This window comes from Paenarthrobacter sp. TE3676, assembly GCF_056279165.1.
Window position 1 is genome coordinate 325626 of the sequence record NZ_JBWBQU010000004.1, and the last position, 24380, is coordinate 350005.

General features: G+C 60.8%; 19 protein-coding genes. 7 read left to right on the top strand and 12 right to left on the bottom strand.

Annotated features, from left to right (window positions below):
• Positions 1-11: 11 nt before the first annotated feature.
• The 8 genes from ACZ881_RS12045 to ACZ881_RS12080 form a co-directional block, all read right to left on the bottom strand.
• The gene (locus ACZ881_RS12045) at positions 12-815 is read right to left on the bottom strand and encodes an ABC transporter ATP-binding protein (RefSeq protein WP_476115661.1); all 804 of its coding nucleotides are present in this window, start codon (positions 813-815) and stop codon (positions 12-14) included.
• Position 816: 1 nt separating this feature from the next.
• The gene (locus tag ACZ881_RS12050; protein WP_476115663.1) at positions 817-1734 is read right to left on the bottom strand and encodes an ABC transporter ATP-binding protein; all 918 of its coding nucleotides are present in this window, start codon (positions 1732-1734) and stop codon (positions 817-819) included.
• 14 nt (positions 1735-1748) lie between these two features.
• The gene (locus tag ACZ881_RS12055; RefSeq protein ID WP_476115665.1) at positions 1749-2645 is read right to left on the bottom strand and encodes an ABC transporter permease; all 897 of its coding nucleotides are present in this window, start codon (positions 2643-2645) and stop codon (positions 1749-1751) included.
• Positions 2642-3583, bottom strand: coding sequence for an ABC transporter permease (locus ACZ881_RS12060; protein ID WP_476115669.1), 942 nt, complete (start codon positions 3581-3583; stop codon positions 2642-2644). The genes ACZ881_RS12055 and ACZ881_RS12060 overlap by 4 nt, the downstream gene beginning before the upstream one ends.
• Positions 3584-3632: 49 nt before the next feature.
• A complete protein-coding gene (locus ACZ881_RS12065; protein WP_476115672.1) occupies positions 3633-5195 on the bottom strand; it encodes an ABC transporter substrate-binding protein in 1563 nt (520 codons plus the stop codon).
• Between the two features lie 54 nt (positions 5196-5249).
• Entirely contained in the window at positions 5250-6095 is an 846-nt protein-coding gene (locus ACZ881_RS12070; RefSeq protein ID WP_476115674.1) for a M55 family metallopeptidase, read from the bottom strand.
• 10 nt (positions 6096-6105) lie between these two features.
• Positions 6106-7389, bottom strand: a complete 1284-nt coding sequence (locus ACZ881_RS12075; protein ID WP_476115678.1) for an amino acid deaminase — start codon at positions 7387-7389, stop codon at positions 6106-6108.
• Positions 7390-7527: 138 nt separating this feature from the next.
• A complete protein-coding gene (locus ACZ881_RS12080) occupies positions 7528-9144 on the bottom strand; it encodes a PucR family transcriptional regulator (protein WP_476115681.1) in 1617 nt (538 codons plus the stop codon).
• Between the two features lie 365 nt (positions 9145-9509).
• On the opposite strand from ACZ881_RS12080, the gene ACZ881_RS12085 reads away from it, so the two are divergent.
• The 5 genes from ACZ881_RS12085 (at position 9510) to ACZ881_RS12105 (ending at position 16386) form a co-directional block, all read left to right on the top strand.
• A complete protein-coding gene (locus ACZ881_RS12085) occupies positions 9510-10946 on the top strand; it encodes a UDP-N-acetylmuramoyl-tripeptide--D-alanyl-D-alanine ligase (protein ID WP_476115684.1) in 1437 nt (478 codons plus the stop codon).
• Positions 10947-11126: 180 nt separating this feature from the next.
• Positions 11127-12722, top strand: a complete 1596-nt coding sequence (locus ACZ881_RS12090; protein ID WP_476115686.1) for an ABC transporter substrate-binding protein — start codon at positions 11127-11129, stop codon at positions 12720-12722.
• Between the two features lie 12 nt (positions 12723-12734).
• Positions 12735-13733 carry an ABC transporter permease gene (locus tag ACZ881_RS12095; protein WP_476115689.1) on the top strand — a complete coding sequence of 333 codons (999 nt, stop codon included), beginning with the start codon at positions 12735-12737 and terminating at the stop codon, positions 13731-13733.
• Positions 13730-15583: a dipeptide/oligopeptide/nickel ABC transporter permease/ATP-binding protein gene (locus ACZ881_RS12100; RefSeq protein ID WP_476115692.1), complete on the top strand. Its 1854-nt coding sequence runs from the start codon at positions 13730-13732 to the stop codon at positions 15581-15583. The genes ACZ881_RS12095 and ACZ881_RS12100 overlap by 4 nt, the downstream gene beginning before the upstream one ends.
• Positions 15580-16386, top strand: a complete 807-nt coding sequence (locus ACZ881_RS12105) for an ABC transporter ATP-binding protein (protein ID WP_476115694.1) — start codon at positions 15580-15582, stop codon at positions 16384-16386. The genes ACZ881_RS12100 and ACZ881_RS12105 overlap by 4 nt, the downstream gene beginning before the upstream one ends.
• On the opposite strand, the gene ACZ881_RS12110 is transcribed toward ACZ881_RS12105, so the two are convergent.
• Together ACZ881_RS12110 and ACZ881_RS12115 are read right to left on the bottom strand one after the other, a co-directional pair.
• Entirely contained in the window at positions 16383-17924 is a 1542-nt protein-coding gene (locus ACZ881_RS12110) for a serine hydrolase domain-containing protein (protein ID WP_476115697.1), read from the bottom strand. The two genes, ACZ881_RS12105 and ACZ881_RS12110, sit on opposite strands and share 4 nt — an antisense overlap.
• Positions 17925-18030: 106 nt before the next feature.
• Positions 18031-19077 carry a pyridoxal 5'-phosphate synthase lyase subunit PdxS gene (locus tag ACZ881_RS12115; protein WP_476115699.1) on the bottom strand — a complete coding sequence of 349 codons (1047 nt, stop codon included), beginning with the start codon at positions 19075-19077 and terminating at the stop codon, positions 18031-18033.
• 553 nt (positions 19078-19630) lie between these two features.
• On the opposite strand from ACZ881_RS12115, the gene ACZ881_RS12120 reads away from it, so the two are divergent.
• Positions 19631-19858, top strand: coding sequence for a hypothetical protein (locus ACZ881_RS12120; RefSeq protein ID WP_476115701.1), 228 nt, complete (start codon positions 19631-19633; stop codon positions 19856-19858).
• 355 nt (positions 19859-20213) lie between these two features.
• Here ACZ881_RS12120 and ACZ881_RS12125 read toward each other — a convergent pair whose 3' ends face one another.
• Positions 20214-20771: a TetR/AcrR family transcriptional regulator gene (locus ACZ881_RS12125; RefSeq protein ID WP_476115703.1), complete on the bottom strand. Its 558-nt coding sequence runs from the start codon at positions 20769-20771 to the stop codon at positions 20214-20216.
• Between the two features lie 95 nt (positions 20772-20866).
• Here ACZ881_RS12125 and ACZ881_RS12130 point away from each other — a divergent pair, with 95 nt between their 5' ends.
• Positions 20867-22297, top strand: a complete 1431-nt coding sequence (locus ACZ881_RS12130) for an MFS transporter (RefSeq protein ID WP_476115706.1) — start codon at positions 20867-20869, stop codon at positions 22295-22297.
• Here the strand turns inward: ACZ881_RS12130 and ACZ881_RS12135 are convergent.
• On the bottom strand, positions 22280-23932 hold the full coding sequence (locus ACZ881_RS12135; RefSeq protein WP_476115709.1) for an ABC-F family ATP-binding cassette domain-containing protein: 1653 nt from the start codon (positions 23930-23932) through the stop codon (positions 22280-22282). The two genes, ACZ881_RS12130 and ACZ881_RS12135, sit on opposite strands and share 18 nt — an antisense overlap.
• Positions 23933-24380: the final 448 nt, after the last annotated feature.

The window sequence follows — 24380 nt, forward strand, 5'->3', positions numbered from 1 at the left end:
CAGTGATCGGGTCAGTAGCGGATCCGCGGAATCGACTCAAGGAGGTTCCTGGTGTAATCGTCGCGCGGTTCCGAAAACAGGGTTTCCGTGGGTGCGGCTTCCACGACATTGCCGTGGTACATGACCACCACGTTTTCACACAGGCTCCTGACCACCGCGAGGTCGTGCGCGATGAACAGGACGGACAATCCCAGTTCATCCCTGAGGTCCGCCATGAGGTTGACGATTCCTGCCTGAACGGAGACATCCAAGGCGGAGACTGCCTCATCCGCCACCAGGAGGGAAGGCTCCAGCGCGAGGGCTTTTGCGATGGCAACCCGTTGACGCTGTCCACCGGACATGGAGATCGGGTAGCTATCCAGGGCTCTGGCTGGAAGTTGCACCTGGCCCATCAGCTCGCGACACCTCTTGTCCACATGCTGACGCTCAACTATCCGGTGAACCCGCAGCAACTCGGCGAGAGTCTGGCGAATGGTCATTCTCGGATTCAACGAAGAATACGGGTCCTGAAACACCATCTGGATCCGACGCCTCAATTCCTTGCTCCGCTGCGGAGGCAACACCTCACCGTTAAACGTCATGGTGCCAGTGAAGGACCGTTCCAGGGCAATCAAAACCCTGGCCAGTGTGGACTTGCCCGAGCCGGATTCGCCCACCAATCCAAGGATTGTGCCTTTGGGAACGGAAAGATCCACGCCATTGAGCGCCACAATCGGGCGTTTGCCACGGCCGCGGCCGCTGGAATATTCAACCCGGATATTACGCATCTCCAGGATGTTCCCGGGGGCATTGTGATTTAGCTGAGTAGTGGACATGCTATTGCTCCTCGGAGGTGGTTGTGTTGTCCAACGCATGTTCCGCAATCCGCATCGCGAAGGAGTAATCCGTGGGCCTGTCCCGCAGTGCCAACGTAGTCCCCGGTATGGGTTGCAGCCGTTGACCCGGCTCATCGATGCGGGGGGTGGCAGCCAGCAGTGCACGCGTGTAGTCCTGCCGGGGATTCCCCAAGACATCCGATGCGCTTCCCGACTCAACCAGCCGCCCGGCATAGAGCACGCTGATGGTGCTGCAGAGTTCGGACACCACGGCCAGGTCATGGGTGACATAGAGGATGCCTGCGTTCAACTCGTCCTTGAGTCCTGCGAAGAGGGCCAAAACCTGCGCCTGCACTGTCACGTCCAGAGCGGTAGTAGGTTCGTCGCAAAGAATCAGTTCCGGTTCACACGCCACGCTGGCGGCAATCATTATCCGCTGCCTCATCCCGCCGGACAGTTGGAAGGGGTAGGCGTCCACCCGGAGTTCGGGGCTGGGTATTCCCACCATTCCCATCATGTGGATGGCGTAGTCCCGGGCCTCCTTCCGACTCAGCTTCTTTCGTTGGGCAATCCCGTCGGATATCTGCTTACCCACCCGGGCTATCTGGTTCAGCGCCACGGCCGGTTCCTGGAACACCATGGATATGCCGGTGCCACGGATTTTTCGGATGTTCCTGCCTTTGTTGGCGAACAAGTCGGAGCCATTGAACAGAGCGGCACCTCCCACCACCCGCGCGTTCGGTGGCAGCAATCCCATCAACGAACGAAGAGCCAGGCTTTTACCTGATCCTGATTCACCCACCAGACCATGGGCTTCGCCCCGTTCGACGCTGAAGGAGACGTCTCTGAGCGCCGGATAGTTCCGTCCCTGGATGGTTACGTCCACACAAAGACCGTCGACCTTCAGCAGTGTTTCCATGGCTGCTCCCCCGTTCATCGTTTTGCCCGCAAGGTGTTGGCGATTCCGTCTCCCAGGAAGGTGAGGGAGAGGCTTGCGAGAATCACCGCGGCGCCGGGAATCAGCACCAGTGCGTAATTTCCGGAGGCCAAAAATTGCTGGCCGTCGCTGATCATTTGTCCCCAGTCCGGCGTCGGCGGAATGATGCCGAGCCCGAAGTAGCTCAGGGTGACGATCACGCCAATGTTTCCTACGACGTCGCTCATCGCAAACACAATCGCCTGCGTCGCCGTGTTGGGAAGCACGTGCCGGACCACGATCCGTGCCGTGCCCAGCCCACCCGTCTCGCAGGATTGAATGAAGTCCCTGCTCCGGATGACAAGAGTCTCAGCCCGCACAATCCGCGCGTAGGAGACCCAGCTCACCAGGCTGATGGCAAGAAAGATACTTAGAGGCCCGTTGCCGAAGACGAAAACCAAGGTGATCACCAAGACAAAGAAGGGGAAAGCTGAAACGACGTCCGCGATGCGCATGACCAGGGTGTCCAGCCAACCGCCGAAGTAGCCACAGAGGGCACCTAGTACAGTTCCCAGAACAAAGGGGAAGATGACTGCCAGGGCTGCTATGCCCAGGTCGCTCCGTGCACCGAACAGAAGCCGGCTCCAGGTGTCCCGCCCCAGGTTGTCCGTGCCCAAAGGATGGGCAGCAGTGGGCACGGACAACGCGTTCGCCAGGTCTTGCGCGGTGGGGTCGTAGGGAGCCAGAAGTGGCGCAAAAATGGCTGCCAAGACCATGACTCCGAAAATTCCACCGCCCACCAGGAGTTCTATGTTGGAGCCCCGAGGCCAGTGCCGCAGGCGGAACCGACGCGGTGGTGGTGCTTCGGCCGGGCCGGAAGTGGCCCCCGGTTGGGGGATCAGTGTCTGGGTCACGCCAGTCTCGCTCTCGGGTCAAGCACGGCATAGGACAAGTCCGTGACGAGGTAGACCACAACAACGATCCCCGCGAAGATCAGCGTGGTGGCCTGGACAACAGGAAAATCCCGGCCAAGGATGCCCGTGAGCATGAGGCTGCCCATGCCGGGGATCGCAAACACCTTTTCCACAACCAGCGCGCCTCCGGCGAGTGCGCCGGCTTGGATTCCCAGGATGGTTACGCCGGATATGCTGCCGTTGCGGATGGCATAGGCAGCCATTACGGTTGATTGCTTCAATCCCTTGGAGTGACCGAAGGCCACGAAGTCACTTTGAAGCGCATCCGTCAGCGAGGCCCTCAAGCTGTTAACCAGCATGGGTACGATGCCCAAGGCTATTGTCAGGGCAGGCAGGACGAGGGAGTGCAGGTGTTCCGCCGTCGTTCTTCCATAGCCGCCCACCGGAAACCACCGCAGGTTGAGCCCGAAGACGATAACCAGCAAAGTCCCGGTCAGGAACGCCGGTGTCCCCTGTGCAACGGCACCAAAGAGCCGGACACCGATATCGGCACCGCCCCGGCCACGGACGGCCACCCAGGTGGCCAGCGGCAGCGAGATCAGCACGGCGAAAACAACTGCCAGCAGCATAAGCAGGAGCGTGGTGGGCAGCCTGTCCGTGATGAGGGACGAAATGGGTGAACGGTACTGGAACGAACTTCCAAGGTTGCCGCTCAAGAGGTCCAGCAGGAAATGCCAGTACTGGACTCCGAGGGGCTGGTCAAGCCCCCACTCGGCCCGGAGTGCTTGAACCGCTGATTCGGAAGCCTTGTCCCCCAACGTTGTGCGGGCGGGATCGCCGGGAGTGGCGTGGACCAGCAGGAACGTCGCGGTGACCACGCCCCAGATGACCAGTACCAGCAGACCCAGTCGTCGAGCCAGGAACCGGATCATGTCCATTCACCCGACCCGTAAGACACTCTCCACGCGGGCCGCCGCCCGCCGTCGACTACTTGGACAGCCATGTGTTGACCAGGTTGTAGTTGCCCGTGATGGAGGGCTGGAAGCCGTGGACGGTATCGCTGTAGCTGTAGAGGGCCGGGAGGTAGAACAGCGGAACCATCGGCTGGTCCTCGTCCACTTCCTGTTGGATGGTGGAGTAGATCTTCACCCGTTCGGCTTGGTCGCTGAGCTCCGCGGCTTTGGTTGCCAGCTCTGAGACTTCCTGATCGTTGTAGCCTGTGTAAAGGGCATTCGAACCGCCGGCTTGCACCGCGATGAACCGCACCATCTCGTCCGGATCCGTTATGTCCGTGGTTGCGACGCTGATGGACATGTCGTAGTCCATGGACTTCCGGGCTGCCCGCTGCGCGGCAGGCTCCATCTGGTTGATGTTGACAGTAATGCCGATTTCCGCGAGCTCACTCTGCAGGATCTGTGCGATGGTCAGCTGCGTGGCATTTCCACTGGTTACCAGGATGTTGACGGCGAAGCCCTTCGGCTGGGAAGACTTTGCCATCTCCTTTTTGGCTTCATCAAGGCTGAACTGTCGCCCCTTCACGCCGGCGTCGTAAGCCCAATAGGCGGGGCTGAGGAACGAGCCGGCTGCAGCACCCTGTCCGAAGTACGCGGCTTTCAGAATTGCCTCGCGATCGATCGCGAAGGCAACAGCCCTCCGCACGTGGGCATCGTTGAAAGGGGCCCTGGTGTTGTTGAGCGTGAGGAAGCTGGTGAGGCTGCTGTCGAACGCTGAAGCCTTCAGCCCTGGAGTAGAGGCCAACCCGGCGAAGCTGCTCGCGGCCGGTGCCTCGTTGACGGTGATCTGGCCGCCCTGCAGCTGGGTAGCGCGGGTATTGGCGTCCGGCACGGTCACGAAAGTCACGCCGTCGAGGTAGGGACGGTCCTTGCCCCAGTAGGCAGTGTTCCGGACAAGCTCCAGTTGCTGGCCCCTGATCCAGTTCTTCACCTTGAAAGGACCCGATCCCACGGGTGCCTTGGCAAACTCTTCCCTGGTGAGGCCGCCGTAATTCTCGGGAACGATGGAATTGGCATAGAGAGCCAGTACCGACGGCAGCGGTGACCACGCGCTTTTGGTTTTCACGACGACGGTCTCCGGCGAAGGTGCTTCAACCGCGGCTATTTGTTCGTTGAGGAAGCCCGAGGGCAGTTCAGGATCCGAAGCTGCTTCCAAGGAGAACTTGACGTCCGCCGACGTCAGCGGGCTGCCATCGGAAAAGGTGAGGCCGGGTTTCAAGGTGAAGGTCCATGACAGCTTGTCCTCGGACTGGACCCATGCCGTGGCGAGGGACGGATTAAGCTTTTCTCCATCCACGGACGGAATAACCAGGGTGTCGTAGATTTCCTCTACCGTCCAGATCGATTCATTGTCCGTGGCGTCAGCGGGCATCAACGTTGAGGCATCCGCTTCCCGGGCCATGACAAGCTGTCCGCCGCTCACGGGATCCCCTGCGTTGCCCGAAGACGTTGACGGACCCGGCGAACAGCCGATCAGGAACAGCGACGAGATGGCTGTGATGGCTGCCAACGTTGGCAGCCCCTTTATTGGGGTCATTGTTTTTCCTAGGTGTCTAGCATGTACCGGATAGTGAAAAAGTGGGGTGGAAGCTCACGTCCTGTTGACGAGCGAGTAGATGGTCCTTGCGGCGAGACCAGCAAGGTTGTAGCTGGTTGCGACCATCCCCAGAAGGTCCTCTGCCGAATCCAGATCCCGGGCAATTGAGAGATTGCTGGTACGGACCACTCCTGGTACGGCCTCCACGAGTTCCGCGGCCAGCGCGGTCTGAAAACCTATTTCCAGGCGGATCCGGCCGGGAACGGGCAGCAGACCGGTCCCCTGAATGCCCCGCACGGCATCGGCAGCGCCTTTGCGGATTCTTTTACGAGCCTCTTGGGGTGAGAGGCTGTTGGCTGCCATGACGCCGCGGGCTTCTTTTACCTGGACCGTCCGCACGCCCGGGAACGCCATCCCTGCCAGGCCACAGATAACGTCGTCACCTGTCACCAACCCCACGGGAACACCCCTGGTGGCGGCAAACATGGCATTGACTGATGCCTCCGATGCCACATCGCCGTTGACGTGGAAACTGGCGAAGTACCCCGAGAATGAATGGGCCAGCACGCCCGCCGAGCCTGCTGGGGCGTGGTACCCCACATACAACGCCGCATCGAAGTCCGAGGTTAGGCCCTCAGCCATGCAGAACGCTTTTGGGGATCCGAAAATAACACGTGCCCGGGGGTCAAGCTGCTCGTGCAGGAGATTGTCCATGGTCCCGTGGCTGTCATTGACCAGGACCTCTGTGGCGCCGCCTTCGAAGGCGCCTTCGATCGCGGCATTTGTCTCCGCGGTCATCAGCAGCTGGGCACGCGCATACCCGCTTCCGCCACGGATGACTTGGTCATAGGTGGCAATTCCCGCGATGCCTTCCATGTCTACTGAGATATAGACCTTCATTTGGCCCTCCTTAGAAATAGGTTCTGATTGCGTCCACAACGCCGTACGAGTCATTGACAAGGGGAATCAGCGGCCACTTGTCGAAGGCAGAACAAGGGTGGGAGATCCCCAGACAAACCAGATCGCCAACAGCGATGCCGTCCTCTTCGGAAAATGAGAGGAAGAGGTGCTGATCGTTGAGCGCCGTGACACGAGCGTCCAGGAACGGCCTGTCTGCCCCGCGGTGCCTCACCAGCAACGGAAGGGGCAGTCCAGCATCGTAAGGGACATCCCTGCGCCCGCAGCCGAGGATCGCCAGGCCCGGAGCGGGGACGGAGAGCACTTGGGCCCACACTTCCAGCGCCGGCTGAAAGGGGTCAGCGTCATCACGCAGTGGAGAAGATCCCTGGTACAAGCCGTGATCGTGGGTGACGTAGCAACCGCTGCGCAAGACAACGCGGAGGGGAGGTCCTCCCCACTCCCCCACGAACGTCCGTACCACTTCCTCGAAGTAGGCGCTTCCCCCGCACGTGACCATGGGTTGCGCTGGCAGCAACCGGGAGTTTTGGAGGGCCTTGACCGTTGCACCCATCCAGGCAAGGAAGGCCCGTACTGCAATGAGGCGGTAGATGGCAGTTTCGCCCGGAACCAAACCCTCAAAACCCTCGATGCCTGCCAGCTCAAGGTGCGGTGATGCTGCGACGGCGGTAGCCACCGCAAGAGCTTCCTTCGTGGTTCTGCAGCCGGCCCTGCCGCCGTCGTAACCGAGTTCCAACAACACCGGAAGCCGTCTGCCAGCGCGATCCATCTGGCTCAATGCTTGGTCCATTAGGAGGACGCCGGCCACGGAGTCCACCAGGACGTAAACGTTCCTCGACTCTTCAGCGCCGAGGAACGCGGATATCCATTCGAGATCCTCTTTGGCAAGAACCTGGTTGGCAATGATGATCCGTTTGATGCCGAATTCGGCCAGGACACGGGCTTGCGACACTGTCGCCACCGTGACGCCCCAGGCACCGGCTTCCAATTGCCGATGAACGAGCTGAGGGCTCATAGTGGTCTTCGCATGGGGTGCCAGAAGTACATCGCGCTGCCTGCACCAACTGGCCATCCGCTGTATGTTGTGGTCTAGTTCGGCTTCCTTGAGCACCATCACAGGCAGGGAGAAATCCCCACCGAGAGCATTCCATTTCTGCGCTGCGACCGCGCCCCGGCTGAGGTCGGAAATGCCTGCCGGAAATGCTTTGAACCGGTATTCCGGTGTTTTTGTATATATGTCTTGCGCACTTGGAGTACGCGCCATTTTTGTGGCCATTGAAGGGCTTCTCCTCGATCTCCTTTCGAAGATACGCCGCCCTCAATGCACAGTTTTGGTGCGGAAGGCAGAGACACTGGGCCTTATTTCTGCCTTTTGGACAAAGCGGCTACGCGTCTGCCCTCGTTGGCTGACGCCTCAGCCTGTCAGCTTCGTGCTGATTTCCTGGAGGCGCAATTGCAGCGCCAAAGCCAGCCGGACGTCCGGGTCATTTATGTCGACAACCTCGGCGATCCTGCGCAGGCGATGCCGCAAGGTATTGGGATGAAGTACCAGTGCGTCGGCTCCCCGCGCGATGTCGTAGTGCTCTGCGATCCAGCTCCGCAGCGTCTTGACGTAGTCGGTGCCATAGCGCCTGTCGTTGCTTGCCACCAAGGAAAGTGGTTCGACGTCCGCATCCGGCTGAAGCTGCAGTGCCCTCAGCACTTCGAGGAGGAACAGTGACGCACCGAGGTCCTGATGTCTGCCGATCCCGCCTTGGCCGAGCGGCCCCGACACCACTCCCAGTGCTTGTTTGGCCTGGACGTATCCAGTCGGAGCTACCGTCAGGTTGTGCAGACTACGACTGACTCCAGCCCGCCAGTTGCCCCCAAGGCTTTCGGCCGCCCGGGCCAACACAGTGGTGATGATTTTTTGAAGGACCGGAGAGTCCGCTCTTGTGCCGATAACGGCAACGGCTTGCCCTTCCAAGGACCCTGCAGCCGACGGAAGACGATAGGAAGCAAGCGCCATCCGGAGCAGGACACTGACGTGCACAGCACCGGACTCTGCGGACATTCCACGCGGTCCGGAATTCGAACTTTCGTCACGGCCAATCACCAACACCGTGGTCGGCGAATCGAGGCTGAGCCCAAACGACTCAGCGATCTGCCGGTCCGGGCCGGAGCCCCGCAGCATCTGGCCCAAACGCTCAGCGCGTTGTCGACGATCAGTTTCCGTAGCAACATTCAGCCGAGCCAGATGTGGCGCGGCAAGACGGGCACATTCCGTCAGAACCTCGGAAGCGTTTTCGGCCAGCGGATGATCGCCCAACTGCACCCAAATACTGCCCAGGGCCTCCCCACCGTCCCGAACAGCGATAGCCAGGCGCGGACGGAAGTCGGCCTCGATCCCTATCCAGATGGCAGACCCAGCACGCAGGACATTCGCATAGTCCTCCGCGTTGGTGGGATGGTCCGGAACCCTACGGCCGAGGATTCCATCCCGTCGCAGATCATCCACAACCTGACCCGGCACGTTGGAGTATGCCAGCACCCTCATGGACAAGTCTTCAATGGCCACCGCGCCGCCTGCCCGCAAGGCGATGTCGTTGGCCAATGAGAACAAGTCCGAGGCCCGACCATCCTGGTCATCCACGGGGTCCCGGATGGCCCGCAATGCATCGATCAGTACATATAACTGGCCCCACGAAAGCTCTTCGCTGCACTCCAGCAAGGACGTGCCAAGTTGGTTCGCTGCAGCAATGAGCCGGTCAGCGTCCGCGGTCCCGGCCCGCACGACGACAGCGGAAACGTCGGCCTCGGAGGCCATCTCCAGCAGCGATGGTTGTGGACTGCCGGGTACCAGGAGCACAGCATCGGCCAGGTCCACGTTGCTCTGTTCCGCGTCATGTATAAAGGGCGAGCCAATGGGCGCGGAAGGACCCGCGGGGAGAGCCAAAGGCCGCACAACGTCCGGACCAAGAGTGTCCAGGAGGACACCAACGGTTATCCCCCTGGACGGTGACTCACCTGGCGTAACAGTCGGATCGGTCATGCGACGTGATCTCCTAGCTCAAAAACCGCCCAGGACGCGACGGCGGGTGCTAACGAGGGTACCAACTTCGGGCCAGACGTGTACTGGATTGACTACTACGCACCCCCGACCGTGTCGCGTAAGGAGCCAATTATGCTTCCCGGGCAACTGACAAATTGCTGCCAACCAGATAAATGTATTACTTCGTACGCCAGGACTAAATGTGCTGGCTGTTTTTGTATTTAAGAACTAACGATATTCCGAGCCAACACCACAAGAAGCCAATTGCATGGCGGTTAAATCTGCTTGTGCCACTTAATGACAAGATTGCTCAAGTTAGCTGCCGTTTACGGCTTTCGATAAAAGACGAAACAGGACACTCAAAATTGATTGCACTTACTGCGGCGGAGATCGCCGACATCACCCATGGCCGCTTGACCGGAAATCCGGGCATCGTGCCTTCCTCTGTTGTCACTGACTCGCGGGAGGCCACACCCGGTTCGCTCTACGTGGCCAAACCTGGCGAGCACGCTGACGGACATGACTTCGTCCACGCCGCGTTCGAGCGCGGCGCCGTCCTGGTCCTGGCCGAACGCGACGTGACCGATGCCAACGGCAGCCCGTACCCCGCCGTCGTGGTTGAGGATGCTGTGCTGGCCATGGGCGCCCTCGCGGCTGAAGCGGTCCGGCGTATCAGGGCCGAGCGGGAACAGCGGGGCCAGGCGTTCACGGTTATCGGTATTACGGGGTCGGCTGGTAAGACCACCACCAAGGATCTCCTTGCCGGGGTGTTGTCCACCGCCGGGACCACGGTGGCTCCGCAGGGTTCCTACAACGGCGAGGTCGGCGTTCCGCTCACGGTTTTCGCAGCTGACGCCGGGACCCGGTTCCTGGTCATCGAAATGGGTGCTACGGGACTGGGACACATCAAGTACCTTGCCGGCATGGTCAAACCCGACATCGGGGTAGTCCTGGTGGTTGGCACGGCGCACGCGGGCGAGTTCGGTGGGGTGGAGAACATCGCCAAGACCAAGGGCGAGCTGGTCGAGGCGCTTGGCGAGCACGGTACGGCTGTGCTCAACCTCGACGACGGCCGGGTGGCGGCCATGCGCTCACGAACCGCAGCCCGAGTTCTCGGCTTCACCAGCGGAGCCGCTCTCACTACTGGCACTGCCCACAATGTAAAGGCCCGCAACGTTGTGCTCGACGCACAAGGTCACCCAGGCTTCGATCTTTTCCTGCCCGACGGCTGCCCTGCCGTGCCGGTTCGAAGCCGCCTTATCGGAGCCCACCAAGTAACGAACCTCACCGCAGCCGCCGCCGCGGCATTCGCTGCCGGCATCCCAGCTGCTTTCATCGCTTCCTCGCTCAGCTCACAAGGTCCGGCCAGCCGTTGGCGAATGGAACGCGCAGAACGAAAAGACGGTGTCACCATCATCAACGACGCCTTCAACGCCAACCCTGAATCCATGCGCGCGGCACTACGCACCCTGGCGCACCTTGGCCAGGGCAGGAGGACCTGGGCCGTCCTTGGCGCCATGCTTGAGCTCGGAGAAGACTCCCTCCGCGAGCACACAGAGGTAGGCACGCAGGTAGTGCGACTGAACATCTCCCGCCTGGTAGTCGTTGGTCATGAAGCCCGGGCAATCTTCGCGTCCGCCCTGGAGGGTGGACACCGGGAAGACCAGTGCTGGTTCGCTGAAACGGCCGAAGACGCGCAGGCGCTACTGCAAGCAGAACTCAGCCCTGATGATCTGGTCCTGTTCAAGTCCTCGAAACAAGCCGGTCTACGACACCTGGGCGATCAAATGACACGTATCTGATAACTCCAAGCGGCCGCCTCGAATGGCCCCGGGCGATTTTGGGTTATCCAATGCTCCCTACTTCCACGGCTTCCTTTGTCCGATCCACTGATGAACGCGCGTCCCTGCCGGGGAATGGTTGTTCGAAGGCTACCGCGGCGCCAGCGCCGTGACAGCCAAGGAACAGGACGTGGAGGAACAATGAATCACAGACTTAGAAGGGCCGCCGCACTGATGGGCTGCGCCGCGATCGCTTTGAGCGCATGCTCCGCTGGCAGCTTGGCCGGTACTGGAGAGGAACTGGTCAAGGACGGCAGCTTCTCCATGGCATTGGAATCCGATCCCGGTACGCTCAGTCCGTTGATGACAGTCTCGACATCGGCGAGCCAGGTGATCAACTACCTGTACGATCGCATGGTTTTCATTGATCCGGGCAGCGGCACAGTCAGGTCCTGGCTGGCCGAAGCTTGGACGGAGCGGCCCGATGAGGTGGTTTACACGCTCAAGAAGGGCATTACCTGCTCCAGCGGCGAAGCACTGACCCCGCAAACCGTCGCGGACAACTTTAATTTCATTGCCGACAAGTCCAACAACTCGCCCCTGCGCGGTTTCTCTGTCCCGGGTGACCTGGTGGCAACAGCCGACGACGCTGGCGGGACCATAACACTCAAGACTGCAACCCCGTCGCCTTTCCTGCTGGTCAACACGGCCTCCGTGGGCATCTCCTGCCAGGCCGGGCTGAAGAGTCCCGACTCAGTAGCGTCGGCATCGGACGGAACCGGCTTGTTCAACTTAACCGAAGCTGTGCCCAATGACCACTACACCTTGACCCGGCGTGATGGCTACAACTGGGGTCCGGACAACCAGACCACCTCCGAAACGCTCGGGGTGCCCAAGGACGTCACGTTCAAAGTGATCACAAACCCCAGCACGGCAGCCAACCTGCTGTTGTCCGGAGAACTCAACGCCGCAGTAGTTTCAGGTGCTGATGAGGACCGCTTGGCTTCATCCGGGCTGACAAAACTGAGCACCGACCGCCCTATGGGCGAGATGTTCTACAACCAACTCCCGGACAAGCCCACGGCTGACCCCGCGGTCAGGCTTGCCCTGACCAAAGCAGCGGATTTATCAAACCTCGCCAAGATCATCACCGCGGACAAAGGGGCAATCAGCAAACAGCTTTCCGGAGTCGCTCCTTTGGGATGCCAAATCGACACAACGGATGCGCTTCCCAAAGGCAACTTTGACGAAGCAGCTGCCGGGCTCACGGCTGCCGGGTGGATTACCGGAAAGGACGGCAAGAGATCCAAGAACGGTAAGGCACTGGAATTGGCCTTCATCTACAACAATGCCAGCGACACTTCCAATGCCGCGGCAGAATTTGCCCAGCAGCAATGGACCAGACTAGGGGCCACCGTTTCCATCAAGGGCGGGGACGAGAATTTCATGATCGAGCAGTTGCTCAGCGGAAAGAACAACAACGACTGGGACATCGCCTGGGAAAACGTCAACGTCTCAGTCCCCAGCACCATCGTTCCGTTGATCTCCGGACCTGCCCCCGCCGAAGGCCTCAACTTCGGTTCGATCCGAAACGAAGGGTATGAGTCGGCTGTCGCGAAGGCTTCCCTCCTGACGGGCGAGCAGGCATGTGCTGCCTGGGCCGAAGCCGAGGAATCCCTGTTCTCGACAGCTGACGTGGTGCCCTTCGCCTCGGCTCCCTTCAACACCTACCTCCACAACGCAAGTGGAGTCTTCGATACCGTGGTGTGCGGTCCCTTGGTCCGGGTCCGGAAGTAGGCGGGCCGAGGCATGACCAATACCCTTACCCAGCCCGCCAGCCGCCCAGCCCGTGCACGCCTTGTCCCATCCTGGCTCCAGTTCGCCATGAGGCGAGGCACCCAATTTTTGGTATCCGTCGCCATCCTTGTCACCGTGGCCTTCCTAATGCTCCATCTCATACCCGGTGACCCGGCACGGCAGTCGCTGAGCCCCACTGCGAGCCCCGCGCAAGTGGCCGAACGCACACATGAGTTAGGGCTTGACCAGCCACTGGTAGCGCAATATCTCACTTTTTGGCAGGGTCTTCTCACAGGCGACCCCGGGCAGTCGATAAGCCTTCGAATGCCCGTGGAAGAAGTAATCGCCACCCGCCTCCCGGCCACTGCGGAACTTGCCGTCCTCACAGTCCTGGTGGTCCTCGTCGTAGCCATCCCAATCGGGCTGTTGGCTGCAGCCCTGACCAAGGGCGGCCGGCGGCGACGGCTGGAGCTGACATTCAACGGTGCCAGCGGACTTATAGCGTCGGCTCCTGAGTTCCTGATCGGGGTTGGCTTGGTGTACACCTTTGCAGTAAGTGTGCCGTGGATGCCAGTGGCGGGACGCAACGGACCGGCCAGCTACGTTCTACCCATATCGGCGCTGTCCATAGGCGCCATCGCGGCCCTGTCCCGGATTGTCCGGGCAGAAGCCCTGGATGTCCTCGGCTCGGATTACATGCGCACCGCAACGGGCAAACGAATGCCGGTTGCACGCAAGTACTTGCGGCACGCGCTGCCCAATCTGATGACCTCCACCATGACCAACGCAGGCCTGTTCCTCGGCTCACTTATTGCCGGCACGGTTCTGGTGGAGAGCATTTTCGCCTGGCCCGGACTGGGCATGACCTTGGTCCAATCCATCAGGGCAAAGGACTTCCCCCTGGCGCAAGCCCTTGTAGTGGTTTACGGGGCCATCGTTCTGCTCATTAACCTCACTGTTGACGTCCTCCTCGCGATTTTGGACCCCCGTTCGACGATTAAGGATTCATGATGCGCGCGGCCCGATTAACCCGACGCTGGAGTTCGGCACTGCTGACGCCCACTGGGATCGCGGCATTGGCCGGCGTGGCGGTACTGCTGTTCTTAATTGTCTTCGGACCTGTGATCTGGGGGGACATCAGTACCGCCACCGACCCCACGGCCCTGTCCCGGAAGCCCAGCGCCGGGCACCCTTTCGGCACCGATGCCGGAGGGAGGGATGTTTTTGCCCGCACCATGACGGCAACACGGCTCAGCGTGCTCATGGCGTTGGCGGCCAGCGCCATGGGAGTCCTGGGTGGGGCCTTGGTTGGTGCGCTGCCGAGCGTCCTGCCACCAACGGCCGGCCGCGTAATTTTGGCAGGAGTGAACTTCGCCCTCGCTTTCCCGGGGCTCCTCATCACCGTGGTCCTCTCGGTGATTTTCGGTCAAGGAATCGCCGGAGCGGTATTCGCCATCGGCCTGGCCATCCTTCCCGCCTATGCCCGGTTGACCAGCACGTTGGCGGCCTCAGTGGCAGGCAGGGACTTCGTGGCGGCGGCGCGCGTTCTCGGCGTCCCACGGATCCGGCTGCTGCTGCGCCACATCATGCCGAACATCGCAGCGCCACTGATCGTCAATGCCTCAGTGACCGCTGGCGGCGCCCTTACGGCCTTCGCCGGCTTGTCCTACCTTGGTTTGGGCGTCCAGCAACCGGAGTTCGATTGGGGAAGGATGCTGAACGAAGGACTCCTCAAGATTTTCGTCAACCCATCAACCGCGCTGGCGCCCGGTATCGCCGTCGTAATCTCCGGCATCATCTTCACCCTATTGGGTGAGATGATCGCCCGGGCCACCGGCGTCACAAGGTCCTTCAGCGATAAGCTCCCGCACCTTCGGCCTCGCGAGGACAGTTATATGCTGCCGATCAATGACGACGCCGTTCTTCAGGTCCGCGGCTTGCGCATCGACGCCCCTGGCCGCACCCGATGGGTCGAGCTTGTCCGCGGCGTCAGCTTCGACGTCGGACGGGGCGAACTGGTTGGTTTGGTAGGAGAGTCCGGCTCTGGCAAGTCCCTGACGTGTATGGCTGTGGCGCAGCTAGCGGAACACCCCTTGCATGTCAGTGCCCAGAGCATCCGCTTCGATGGCCAGGAAATCTACCGAGGCGCCGATGCGTCCGGTTCCCGTCGTGCCGTGTCGAAACTGTTGGGAACCCGCCTTGCCATGGTCTTCCAAGATCCCATGTCCTCGCTGAATCCCTCGCTGCGAGTGGGCGGGCAAGTGGCCGAACCCGGGTTCCTGCACGGAGGACTCAGCCGCCGTGCTGCTTGGGCAAAAGGCATCCGGCGGATGGCGGAGGTAAAAATTCCTGATCCCCAGCGCAGGGCGAGGCAGCATCCACACGAACTCTCCGGAGGAATGCGCCAGCGGGCGATGATCGCAATGGGGCTAATGGGCATACCTGCGCTGATCATTGCCGACGAGCCCACCACAGCACTGGATGTCACCGTGCAGCGCGAAGTCCTGTCCGTTCTTCAGGACGTTCATCAGGAAACCGGTGCAGCAGTGTTGATGATCTCCCACGATATTGCGGTCATCACCGGATTCTGCACCCGGGTGATGGTGATGTACCGAGGGCAGATCGTGGAAGAGATCAGGACCGAGGACCTGGTGGCCGGCAACGCCCGACACCCCTACACGAGGGCACTTTTGGCCGCTGTCCCTACTTTGGAGACTGACAGGACAGTCCCTATGCCCACCATCGCTGAGGGCGAGCATTTCAATACGGGTCTGCGCTTCGACCTAGCCCATCGTATGGCGGAACGGGAACCGTCCGCAGGTGAAAAAGACTCTACCGAGCGTGAGGGAGCGAACGCATGACTGATTTGGTTTTTGACCGGGTAAGGGTCGGTTTCGGCCACGGTTCCCGAGCCTTTACGGCCGTGCACGATGTGTCCCTCCGGGTGCCTGCGGGGCGCAGTATAGGGCTGGTGGGCGAATCGGGGTCGGGCAAGTCGACCCTGGCTCGCGCGGCGGTTGGTCTATGCGAACCAACGTCGGGATCCATCACCTTAGACGGTACTGAGCTGGTGCGGGCACGGGGCGCGGCGTTGTCCGTCCGCCGGCGCGTGCAGATGGTGTTCCAGGACCCGTCGTCGTGTCTGGATCCCCGGATGACCATCGGAGCCTCGTTGGTGGAAGCACTTACCACCGCTGAGCGGCGGGATCGACGCCGTGGCACCAGCGCCAGCCGGTCGGCGGACACCAAGTCGTTGCTCGAATCCGTGCAGTTGCCCTCATCGAAGGCGGCAGACTATCCGGCGGCGCTGTCCGGCGGCCAACGGCAGAGGGTGGCTCTGGCCCGTGCCTTGGCTGCCAAACCGGACTTCATTCTTGCAGACGAAATCACGTCCGCGCTGGACGTCTCTGTTCAGGGCTCGGTGATGAACCTTCTGAAGGACCTCCAGGGCGAGCGGGGATTCGGGCTTCTGTTCATCAGCCATAACCTGGCGGCCGTCCATTACCTGTGTGACGAGGTGGCTGTGCTGCGGAAAGGCCGTTTGGTGGAAGCAGGGCCCACAGCTGACGTCCTGCACTCTCCGCAGGAGGAATACACCAGGCACTTGCTTGCCGCCGTTCCCAGGATCGGTGAGCCTTTGTTCAGTGCGACCGTCCCGGCCTAGTTGGAGCGAAGGGAGGTTTGCCGGATGAATGGAGTCCGGTAAACCCCTTCGGTGCTGACGAGGAGACGGTCACCATGTACGCGCAGGGTCAGCAGATCTCCAGCCGTAAAAGCCCCGTCCGGCGCCGCTTCGATCCTCCCGATTAGTTGATGTCCCAGCTCCAAGTCACCGCTGCTGGTGATAGTGGCCAACGTCCCCAATTCCGGGCTGCAGTATACGGCTGCTGGTGGGGCGGCCCCGGATACAGGTGGATCGCAACGGCGACACAGCGAGTCGTCCCCCGGACGGAATACTGAAGAAACCCGCAGGCCTTTGTCAGTGAGTTGCAGCCTAATGCCGGTGGAATCGTCCTGCCCCTGCCATGTGCCGTCCGACGTCAGCGCGAATTGCCCGGCGAGGGAACTGCCTGAAACAGCGAGGTGTCCGCTGCGGGAGCGCTCCACGCATATAGCTGTGTCGGTGCCGGGGTCCAGCCAGTATCCGGCCAGAGCGTCGGCAATGGCAGGGGCAAGGGCGAAGGACCGCGGCGCCTCCGATGCAGCGGGCCCGGTTGCCAGGCGCAGGGCTTCTAAGGCCAATTGACGTGCTTGGACTGAGGAATTGTTAGACAGGACCACAAGGCCGAGCCCCGCTTCGGGCAGGAACAGAAGCTGGGAGCGGTAACCGGGCACGGAGCCTGAATGCCCGAACGCAGGTTGCCCGTCAACGCTCAAATGCGCCAGACCTTGGGCGTAGGGCCGCGGGGCTTCGCCGACACGGACTTCACGCTTCAGGAGGGCGTTCTTCAAGTCCGCACCAAGGATGCGACCGTCCTGCAGGAACCCGAACCACGGGCCCAAATCAGCGATGCTGGTGACAAGGCCGCCGTCGCCCACTGCGCACTCTTCAGTATCCGCCCTTATCACGCGGTTGCCCGTTATCTCATAGCCGTTGGCAAGGAGGGGCAACGGAGTCCGAGTGTCCTCCCGATACAGTGTCCGGTGCATGCCAAGTGGACCGAATATCCGCTCCGAAGCGAACTCGCCCAACGGCATCCCGGAAAGCCGATGAACCAGCGAAGCCACAAGAACGTATCCCGTGTTGGAATACGAAAAGCGGCTACCAGGTTCAAAGTTGAGGTTTGTCAGCTCCGAAATGAACGCCAGGACCTCTCCCTGGGTGATCCTGGTGAGCGGGCGCCCTGCAAGGTAGGCCAGCGAAAGCCAGTCCGGCAGCCCCGCGGTATGGCGTAGGCATTGTCCAACAGTGATGGGCGTTGGGAACCGTAGCTCCGGGAGGTGCAGTTGCAGGGGGTCATCCAAGGACAGCTTTCCGTCCCGGCACAGGAGCAAAGCAGCCGCCGCTGTGAATTGTTTGCTCACGGACGCTGTATCGAACCTTGTATGCTCGTCCACCGGGACGGCAAATTCCAGGTTCGCCAGACCTGTGGACGAGCAACCAACCAAGCCGCCATCCTGGTATATTCCCACAGCAGCGCCCGGGCCTTCAGGGGGGATCTTGGACTGGACGAGTTTGGTGAGATTGAGCGCATATTCCATGTAGACACGATGGCAAAAATAAGGGCGGGTCGTGTTGTCGAATCAGGCAAAAATTCCCAGGCCGTTTCAACCAAAAGGACCACCGCTAAGCAGCACCGGCTGAGGGTCAGACCAGCGTCTGAAAGATCGCCGATTCAACCCATATTTCGTATCCAGCTGCCGCCTCAAAAAGGGCTCTGCCATCTGCTCCGTCGGCCTCCAGCCACAACGCGGAGTCATCGGGCATCACCATGTCTACGAACCCGCCGCGTACCTTCTTTCCTGAGAATCGAACCTCCACTTCAGCGCCCCGCAGCCGGCTCCATAGTGGAAACGGGTACATACCGCCTTCAGGGACGGGCCGCGGGAAGGGGTTTGCTCCAGCATCAGATACGCACGCCAACGGCTCGCTCAGCCCTGTGGAGAGCATGCCAACAATCTCGGGGTATTGGTGGAAAGTCGCCGCCCTGACAAGGGAAGCAGCGTGTTTTGCCGCGTCTGTCTTGGCGAAGATTTCTAAGCCAACTAACAACCCGTCCGCGCCTAGTTGCATCATCATCGCCGCGTCGGCGGGGGTGCAGGGGCTGTGACCGAACAGTGGAACCGGCAATTTCCCTGTGGCAGCAACTTCCTCGACCAACTCGTATGGAACGCCCATTTCCTTCCCCGCAATGCGCAGCTTTTCTCCCGAAAGATCAGCGAGCACGGTAATCCCGGCCGCAATCCTGCGGATTTCTCCCATGGCGGCGGGAAGCTCACCTGGGCGATCCAGTCCCTTCGTACGGATCATGGAAGCACCCTCATTGTTATGACGGAGCGCCTCACCAAGGTTTGCCGCACCGCACATGAACGGGACCGCAAAGTTGCGCTTGTCGATGTACTGGATGTTCCTTTCCAGGTTTGAGGGATCGGACTCGTCGATGTAATGAGTCCCCAGGGACTGCAGTATCTGTGCTTCGAAAAAATGGCCTGCGCGGGTTCTGGCCATAACCGGACAGGACACGGCTGCCAGGATCGCGCGGATGACAGTCGGGTCCGACATGCCTTTCACGGAGCCCCGGCCTCCCCCCTGCATGTCATCGAGCAGCATGACAGCTACTGCACCGGAAGCCTCAGCCACTACAGCCTGCTCGACGTCGACTACCTCAAAAACGACGCCACCTTTGACCTTCATTCCCGATTCTCTCCTCAGACCTGCCTCATCTACTCAAGGCAATCTAATTTGCGCCCCGGGCCGTGACTTCGTCGGTACGTTCAGACTTTTCTTTCCTGTATGGCGGGTCCAACCAACTCTAAGCTGCTGCCTTCCCAGTGCTTACGCCATACGGACGGCCGTCATCTCTGCACTGCATCACAACTGTCAGAATAGGGTCCGTGATACTGCAGTATCACTGCGCACTCACCCCCCACCGCCGTAAACCGGGTCAGCCCCGGGCCGAGTACCGTGTCATCCCGCTCAGAAAGCCCCTCAGATCTTCCGCTTCGGCTGCACCGCAAGCAGCCATCCCGGCCCATGAAACGGATACCCCTGAGATTGGCCCTGGACGAGCCCCTCAAGCCCCGATGGGCGCACAGCCAATCATGTTGTCGTAAGCACGCCCGCTAATGAAGTATGTGAGCAAAAAATCCGAGGAGTGCCCTGCAGTCAGAAAAGCAGATTTAAGTGTGGACGATGTCCACACCCCCACCCGCGCGGCAGCGGCGAACTTCGAGCCGTATACCTCCGTTTGGCGGGACGCATCCTGGAGAGCGGACACCCGCTGTCCATCGCCACACACGACGCAACACTGATCGAAGACCTCATCTCAGAACACCCCGATCTGATCAGCCGACCTGAAGTGGAATTCGAAATGCGGCTCGGGCTGGTCACCTCCACCCTGGACCGATTGCGCAAGGACGGCTACACCACACGCGAATACTCGATCTTTGGAGACCAATGTGGTTATGCGTCTTGAACCGCATCGCAGAGGAACCCGAACGGGTCTTCACCGCACTCGTAGCCGCCGCCAAATAACCGGCATCCCCTTGGGTCGCCTGTCAAGCCTGAAGAAATTGCGAACGAGGATACCTTCATCGTTTCCGACGAAGCCTCGGGCGCCGGTGTCGATGTGAAAGTTGACGGCGGAACCGCGCCAATCCGATAACGGCCCGATCTCGCACCGGCTAAGTGGCGCCCTGCAAACAGGCAGCTAGAGATACCTACCGTCAAGGAACACCGCCATGTTGCGGCGAACTCCACGGCTCTGATGACTTCTCCATCGAGTGTCCCACTTCCTTGGAACTGGGACACCCCTTGGTGAGACAGTTCTCTTAGCTGACGAGCCTCTGCACGTTCTCCATGATGGTTTCGCGGCGCCGCCTGAGGCTCGGAAGCTTGGACCGTGCCATCTCGGGAGTGAGCGTGTGCCAGGTCATGGCCAAGGCGCGCACGCTTGCCAGCAACTCGATGGGTGTGAGATCAGAGCGAAGGTGGCCGGCTTTCTGGGCGCTCTCGATCCGGGAAAGCTTTTCCTGGTGTGAGGCCACCAGGGTTTCAAGGTCCGCCGCCTGGCCGCGTTCAAGGATGTACCAGTTGGTGAGCCTGAGGACATTGGGATCCTTCTGGTAAAGGTCGAAAGCACGGGCCGCGTACGCTGGCAAGTCCAGTGCGTCGAATTCAGTCTCCTCCACTACTGCGACTACCCGCCGGGAGAAGACCTCGTCAAACAACTGTTCCTTGCTGCCGAAATACCGGTACAGCATCGCCTTGTTGGCCAGTGCCTCGTCAGCAATACGGTCCACCCGCGCACCGGCTATGCCATAGCTGGCGAACTCCTCCTCTGCCGCCTTCAGGATCCGCTGCCTGGTTGCTTCTGCATCTCTCGCCATGTTCCCCACGATAGCAAGTAACTGGTTAGTTGACATCGATTCATTCCAAGCGCATGGTTAAAACCAACCAGTTAGTTACCTACAAAGGACTCGACATGTCAACAACGCAGATGGAAACAACCCCGGCCACGCGATGGTCCAGAACCATAACCTTGGCGGTCATCATGGGCTGCCAGCTGATGATGGTGTTGGACACGTCCATCGTGACCACGGCACTGCCGCACCTTGAACGCGAACTTGGCTTCAGCAACACCACCCTCTCGTGGGTCCAGAACAGCTATGCGCTGGCTTTCGGAGGGCTGCTGTTGCTGGGCGCCCGCGTCGGAGACCTTCTGGGCAGGCGTCGGGTCTTCATGGTCGGCGTAGGAGTTTTCACCTTCGCATCCCTACTGGCAGGGGTCGCCTTCAACGCCGAGATCATGATCGGTGCCCGCGTACTCCAAGGTGCCGCATCGGCCTTCGCCATCCCGGCAACCCTTGCGCTCCTGGTGCAGACCTTCCCCCAGCCCGGGGAACGGTCCCAAGCGATCAGCATCTACAGTGCCGTGATCGGGGCCGGGGGCAGCGTGGGCATCATCGTCGGCGGCGTCTTCACAGACCTGCTGTCGTGGCGATGGGGCTTGCTGATCAATGTTCCGATCGGAATTGTCGTCTTGCTGCTGAGCCCACGTTTCCTACCGGAAACCGGAAGGGCCAAAGGCAGTGTGGACATCCCGGGCGCGCTGACAGTTACAGCAGGAATGTCCGCCTTGGTCTATGGCCTCGTGAACGCGGGTGAGGCCGGGTGGGGGAACCTGACGACGATCGTTTCACTCGCGGCAGCCGTGCTCATGCTTCTGGCTTTCGTACTCGTCGAGCGTCATGCCGAGCGGCCCATCACTCCCCTGCATCTCTTCAAAGACATGACCCGGTCGGGCGCCTATATCATCCGGATTCTGATCGTGGGGGCCATGTTCTCCACCTTCTATTTCCTCAGCCAGTACCTCCAGAATGTGCTGGGCTTCAGCGCGTTCGCGGCCGGAATCGCCTACATTCCGCTCACGCTCCTGTTCTTCCTCATGGTCTACGCGATCAAACCCCTCAGCGCCTTGCTGGGCAAGCCGGCACTGCTGGTGGCCTCGTTGGTCATCACCGGCCTGGGCATGCTGTGGCTCAGCTCCATAGGCCCGGGCACCGCGTATTTCCCGGACGTCCTGCTTCCGCTGATCGTGCTCGGAATCGGCCAAGGAACAGCAATCATCCTGCTGACCGAGTTTGGCATGTCAGGCGTGGCACCAGCGGATAACGGCGCCGCCTCCGGACTGGTCAACACAGCACATCAACTCGGCGGGTCCATCGGCTTGGCACTGTTGACGGTGGTGTTCGCGGGCTCCGGCGGAACAGCCCAAGGAACGGCAGGAGCCGAGGCCTACGGAGCAGTATTCACCTCGGCCACCTGGTTTTACGCCCTGGCCGTCCCCTACGCTGCACTCATCTACCTCGCCCAACGCCGGGCAGCGGGAAACACGTCAGCTACCCGACCTTGACCCAACGGGCAGGGACGGCAGCTCGGTGAGTGACCCGTCATGGTCCAGGCTCAGCACCAGATCCAGATCGAGACGGGCCAGGAACCCGTCGTCGTGGCTGACCAGGATGACGGCACCGCGGTAGGCATTCAACGCTTCCACGAGTTGGTCCACACTCTGTATATCAAGGTTGTTTGTTGGCTCATCGAGAATCAGGACCTGTGGCGGCGGATCGGCAAAGAGAAGCTTGGCCAAGGAAACCCTGAACCGTTCACCACCGGAGAGAGTCCCAACGGGACGGTAGACGCTATCACCCCGTAACAGGAACCGGGCCAACTGGTTGCGGATTTCCCCGACAGGGACACTTGGCGCGGCCGCCTGGACATTTTCCAAAGTTGTCGCGGCCTCGTCCAGGCCGTCGAGTCGCTGCCGCAAATACCCGGACCGCTCGGTCAGGAGCCAACCACCTGCCGTGCCGGATCCGACGTCGTCATCATCCTCTGTCCACGGTTCCCCGCTGACCAAACGTTCGAGCAAGGTGGTCTTTCCCACCCCGTTGGCGCCGATGATGGCCACCCGTTCCGGCCCCTCCACCACAAAAGCACGATTGGTTCCCCGCAGCTCGGCGATCCGCCGGCTGCGGGGAACATCCGGATCCGGAAGGTTCAAGCTGATCCGTTCGTCTTCCCTGATTTTGGAAGAGGCCACATCCAGCGCAGCCTGGGCAGCGTCCACCTTGTCATCCGATCCTGATCGAAGCTTGCCCGCTGACACCTGCGCATCGGAGGCCCGCTGATTCATAAGGATCTTGGAGCCCTTCTTGTTGTCATAGCTGGTTTGACCGGTGCGGGCACGCTGCGCCAGCTTCATCTCAGCTTCCTGGCGCTGGCGCTTCTCGGTCTTCACGGTCTGCTTCGCAGCTTGAGCAGCCTGAACCGCTGCGGCCTGCTGCTCATCCACATACGACCGCCAAGCACTGTACGGACCCCCGAACACCTCGAGTTCCCCACCATGCAGTTCCGCCGTGTTGTCCATGATCTCCAACAGTGTCAGGTCGTGGCTGACCACCACCAGCGTTCCTGGCCACGCGGTCAGGAGAGCGGACAGTTTGGTTCGCGCAGCCTTGTCCAGGTTGTTCGTTGGCTCGTCCAAAAGCGTGATTGCTGGCCTCTGGAGCCGGAGCCCCGTGATGGCAACAAGCATCGCTTCGCCTCCCGATATCTCGCCAACGTTCCGGTCCAGGTCCGCACCTGAAAGGCCTATGTGGCACAGGGATTCATCCGCACGGGTTTCGACGTCCCAGTCATCGCCCACCGCATCGAAGTTCTCCACGGAAGCGTCGCCGGCCTCGATGGCCCGCAGTGCTTTCAACTTATGGCCGATGCCGAGCAGGTCCGCCACCGTTGAGTCAGTAGCGAGGGTGAGTGTCTGCGGGAGGTATCCGACGTCACCGTTGGTCGTGATACGGCCACTTGTCAGGGCTAGGCTCCCGGCAATGAGGCGCAGCAAGGTTGATTTTCCGGCACCGTTGGACCCCACAAGGCCTGTACGGCCCGGTCCGAAAGTTCCGGAGATCCCGGCAAGGGCAGTGGTACCGTCGGGCCACTGAAGGCGCACGTCGGTCAGGGTGATGGACGGGTTTTTTGTTGTAGACATGATGCTCCGAAGGCTCCAGTGGTTTCAGCGAATGCGCTGTATCACCGGCCCATAACGGGCATCAGGGCAAGGTCAGCGCACGGTTGGCGTCGTGAAACCTGTAATGCCCGTCAAAACATCGGCCTAACACTGGGGAATAGAGGGTTACAGTCTCGCAAAAGCGCCCAACGAAGGCAACTCGCTCGTGGCAGAGGCGATAGCCCTACCTGACACCTGTGCGCCGAAACAGAGTGAGGTCGTAAGAATCTCGGCCGCAATCGGTAGCGGAGAAGGTGCTGGAGTCATGGCTGCAACCAATCGTCGTTTCACTTCCTTGGAACTTGGACACTTGAAGCCACGGGGCGCTCCCCCATTGTGGATTGATAGTCAGCCTGTGCTTCTAGTTGTAGCTCTGTGACTTTGCGATAAATGGCGGCTTACTCAGAGCGCTATTTGAAGCTTGATGCAG

What these genes read in the sequence shown, in the direction of transcription:
- ACZ881_RS12045 (WP_476115661.1), bottom strand. Translation starts at nt 815, where the DNA reads ATGTCCACTACTCAGCTAAATCACAATGCCCCCGGGAACATCCTGGAG.
- ACZ881_RS12050 (WP_476115663.1), bottom strand. Translation starts at nt 1,734, where the DNA reads ATGGAAACACTGCTGAAGGTCGACGGTCTTTGTGTGGACGTAACCATC.
- ACZ881_RS12060 (WP_476115669.1), bottom strand. Translation starts at nt 3,583, where the DNA reads ATGGACATGATCCGGTTCCTGGCTCGACGACTGGGTCTGCTGGTACTG.
- ACZ881_RS12065 (WP_476115672.1), bottom strand. Translation starts at nt 5,195, where the DNA reads ATGACCCCAATAAAGGGGCTGCCAACGTTGGCAGCCATCACAGCCATC.
- ACZ881_RS12070 (WP_476115674.1), bottom strand. Translation starts at nt 6,095, where the DNA reads ATGAAGGTCTATATCTCAGTAGACATGGAAGGCATCGCGGGAATTGCC.
- ACZ881_RS12075 (WP_476115678.1), bottom strand. Translation starts at nt 7,389, where the DNA reads ATGGCCACAAAAATGGCGCGTACTCCAAGTGCGCAAGACATATATACA.
- ACZ881_RS12080 (WP_476115681.1), bottom strand. Translation starts at nt 9,144, where the DNA reads ATGACCGATCCGACTGTTACGCCAGGTGAGTCACCGTCCAGGGGGATA.
- ACZ881_RS12090 (WP_476115686.1), top strand. Translation starts at nt 11,127, where the DNA reads ATGAATCACAGACTTAGAAGGGCCGCCGCACTGATGGGCTGCGCCGCG.
- ACZ881_RS12095 (WP_476115689.1), top strand. Translation starts at nt 12,735, where the DNA reads ATGACCAATACCCTTACCCAGCCCGCCAGCCGCCCAGCCCGTGCACGC.
- ACZ881_RS12100 (WP_476115692.1), top strand. Translation starts at nt 13,730, where the DNA reads ATGATGCGCGCGGCCCGATTAACCCGACGCTGGAGTTCGGCACTGCTG.
- ACZ881_RS12105 (WP_476115694.1), top strand. Translation starts at nt 15,580, where the DNA reads ATGACTGATTTGGTTTTTGACCGGGTAAGGGTCGGTTTCGGCCACGGT.
- ACZ881_RS12110 (WP_476115697.1), bottom strand. Translation starts at nt 17,924, where the DNA reads ATGGAATATGCGCTCAATCTCACCAAACTCGTCCAGTCCAAGATCCCC.
- ACZ881_RS12115 (WP_476115699.1), bottom strand. Translation starts at nt 19,077, where the DNA reads ATGAAGGTCAAAGGTGGCGTCGTTTTTGAGGTAGTCGACGTCGAGCAG.
- ACZ881_RS12125 (WP_476115703.1), bottom strand. Translation starts at nt 20,771, where the DNA reads ATGGCGAGAGATGCAGAAGCAACCAGGCAGCGGATCCTGAAGGCGGCA.
- ACZ881_RS12130 (WP_476115706.1), top strand. Translation starts at nt 20,867, where the DNA reads ATGTCAACAACGCAGATGGAAACAACCCCGGCCACGCGATGGTCCAGA.
- ACZ881_RS12135 (WP_476115709.1), bottom strand. Translation starts at nt 23,932, where the DNA reads ATGTCTACAACAAAAAACCCGTCCATCACCCTGACCGACGTGCGCCTT.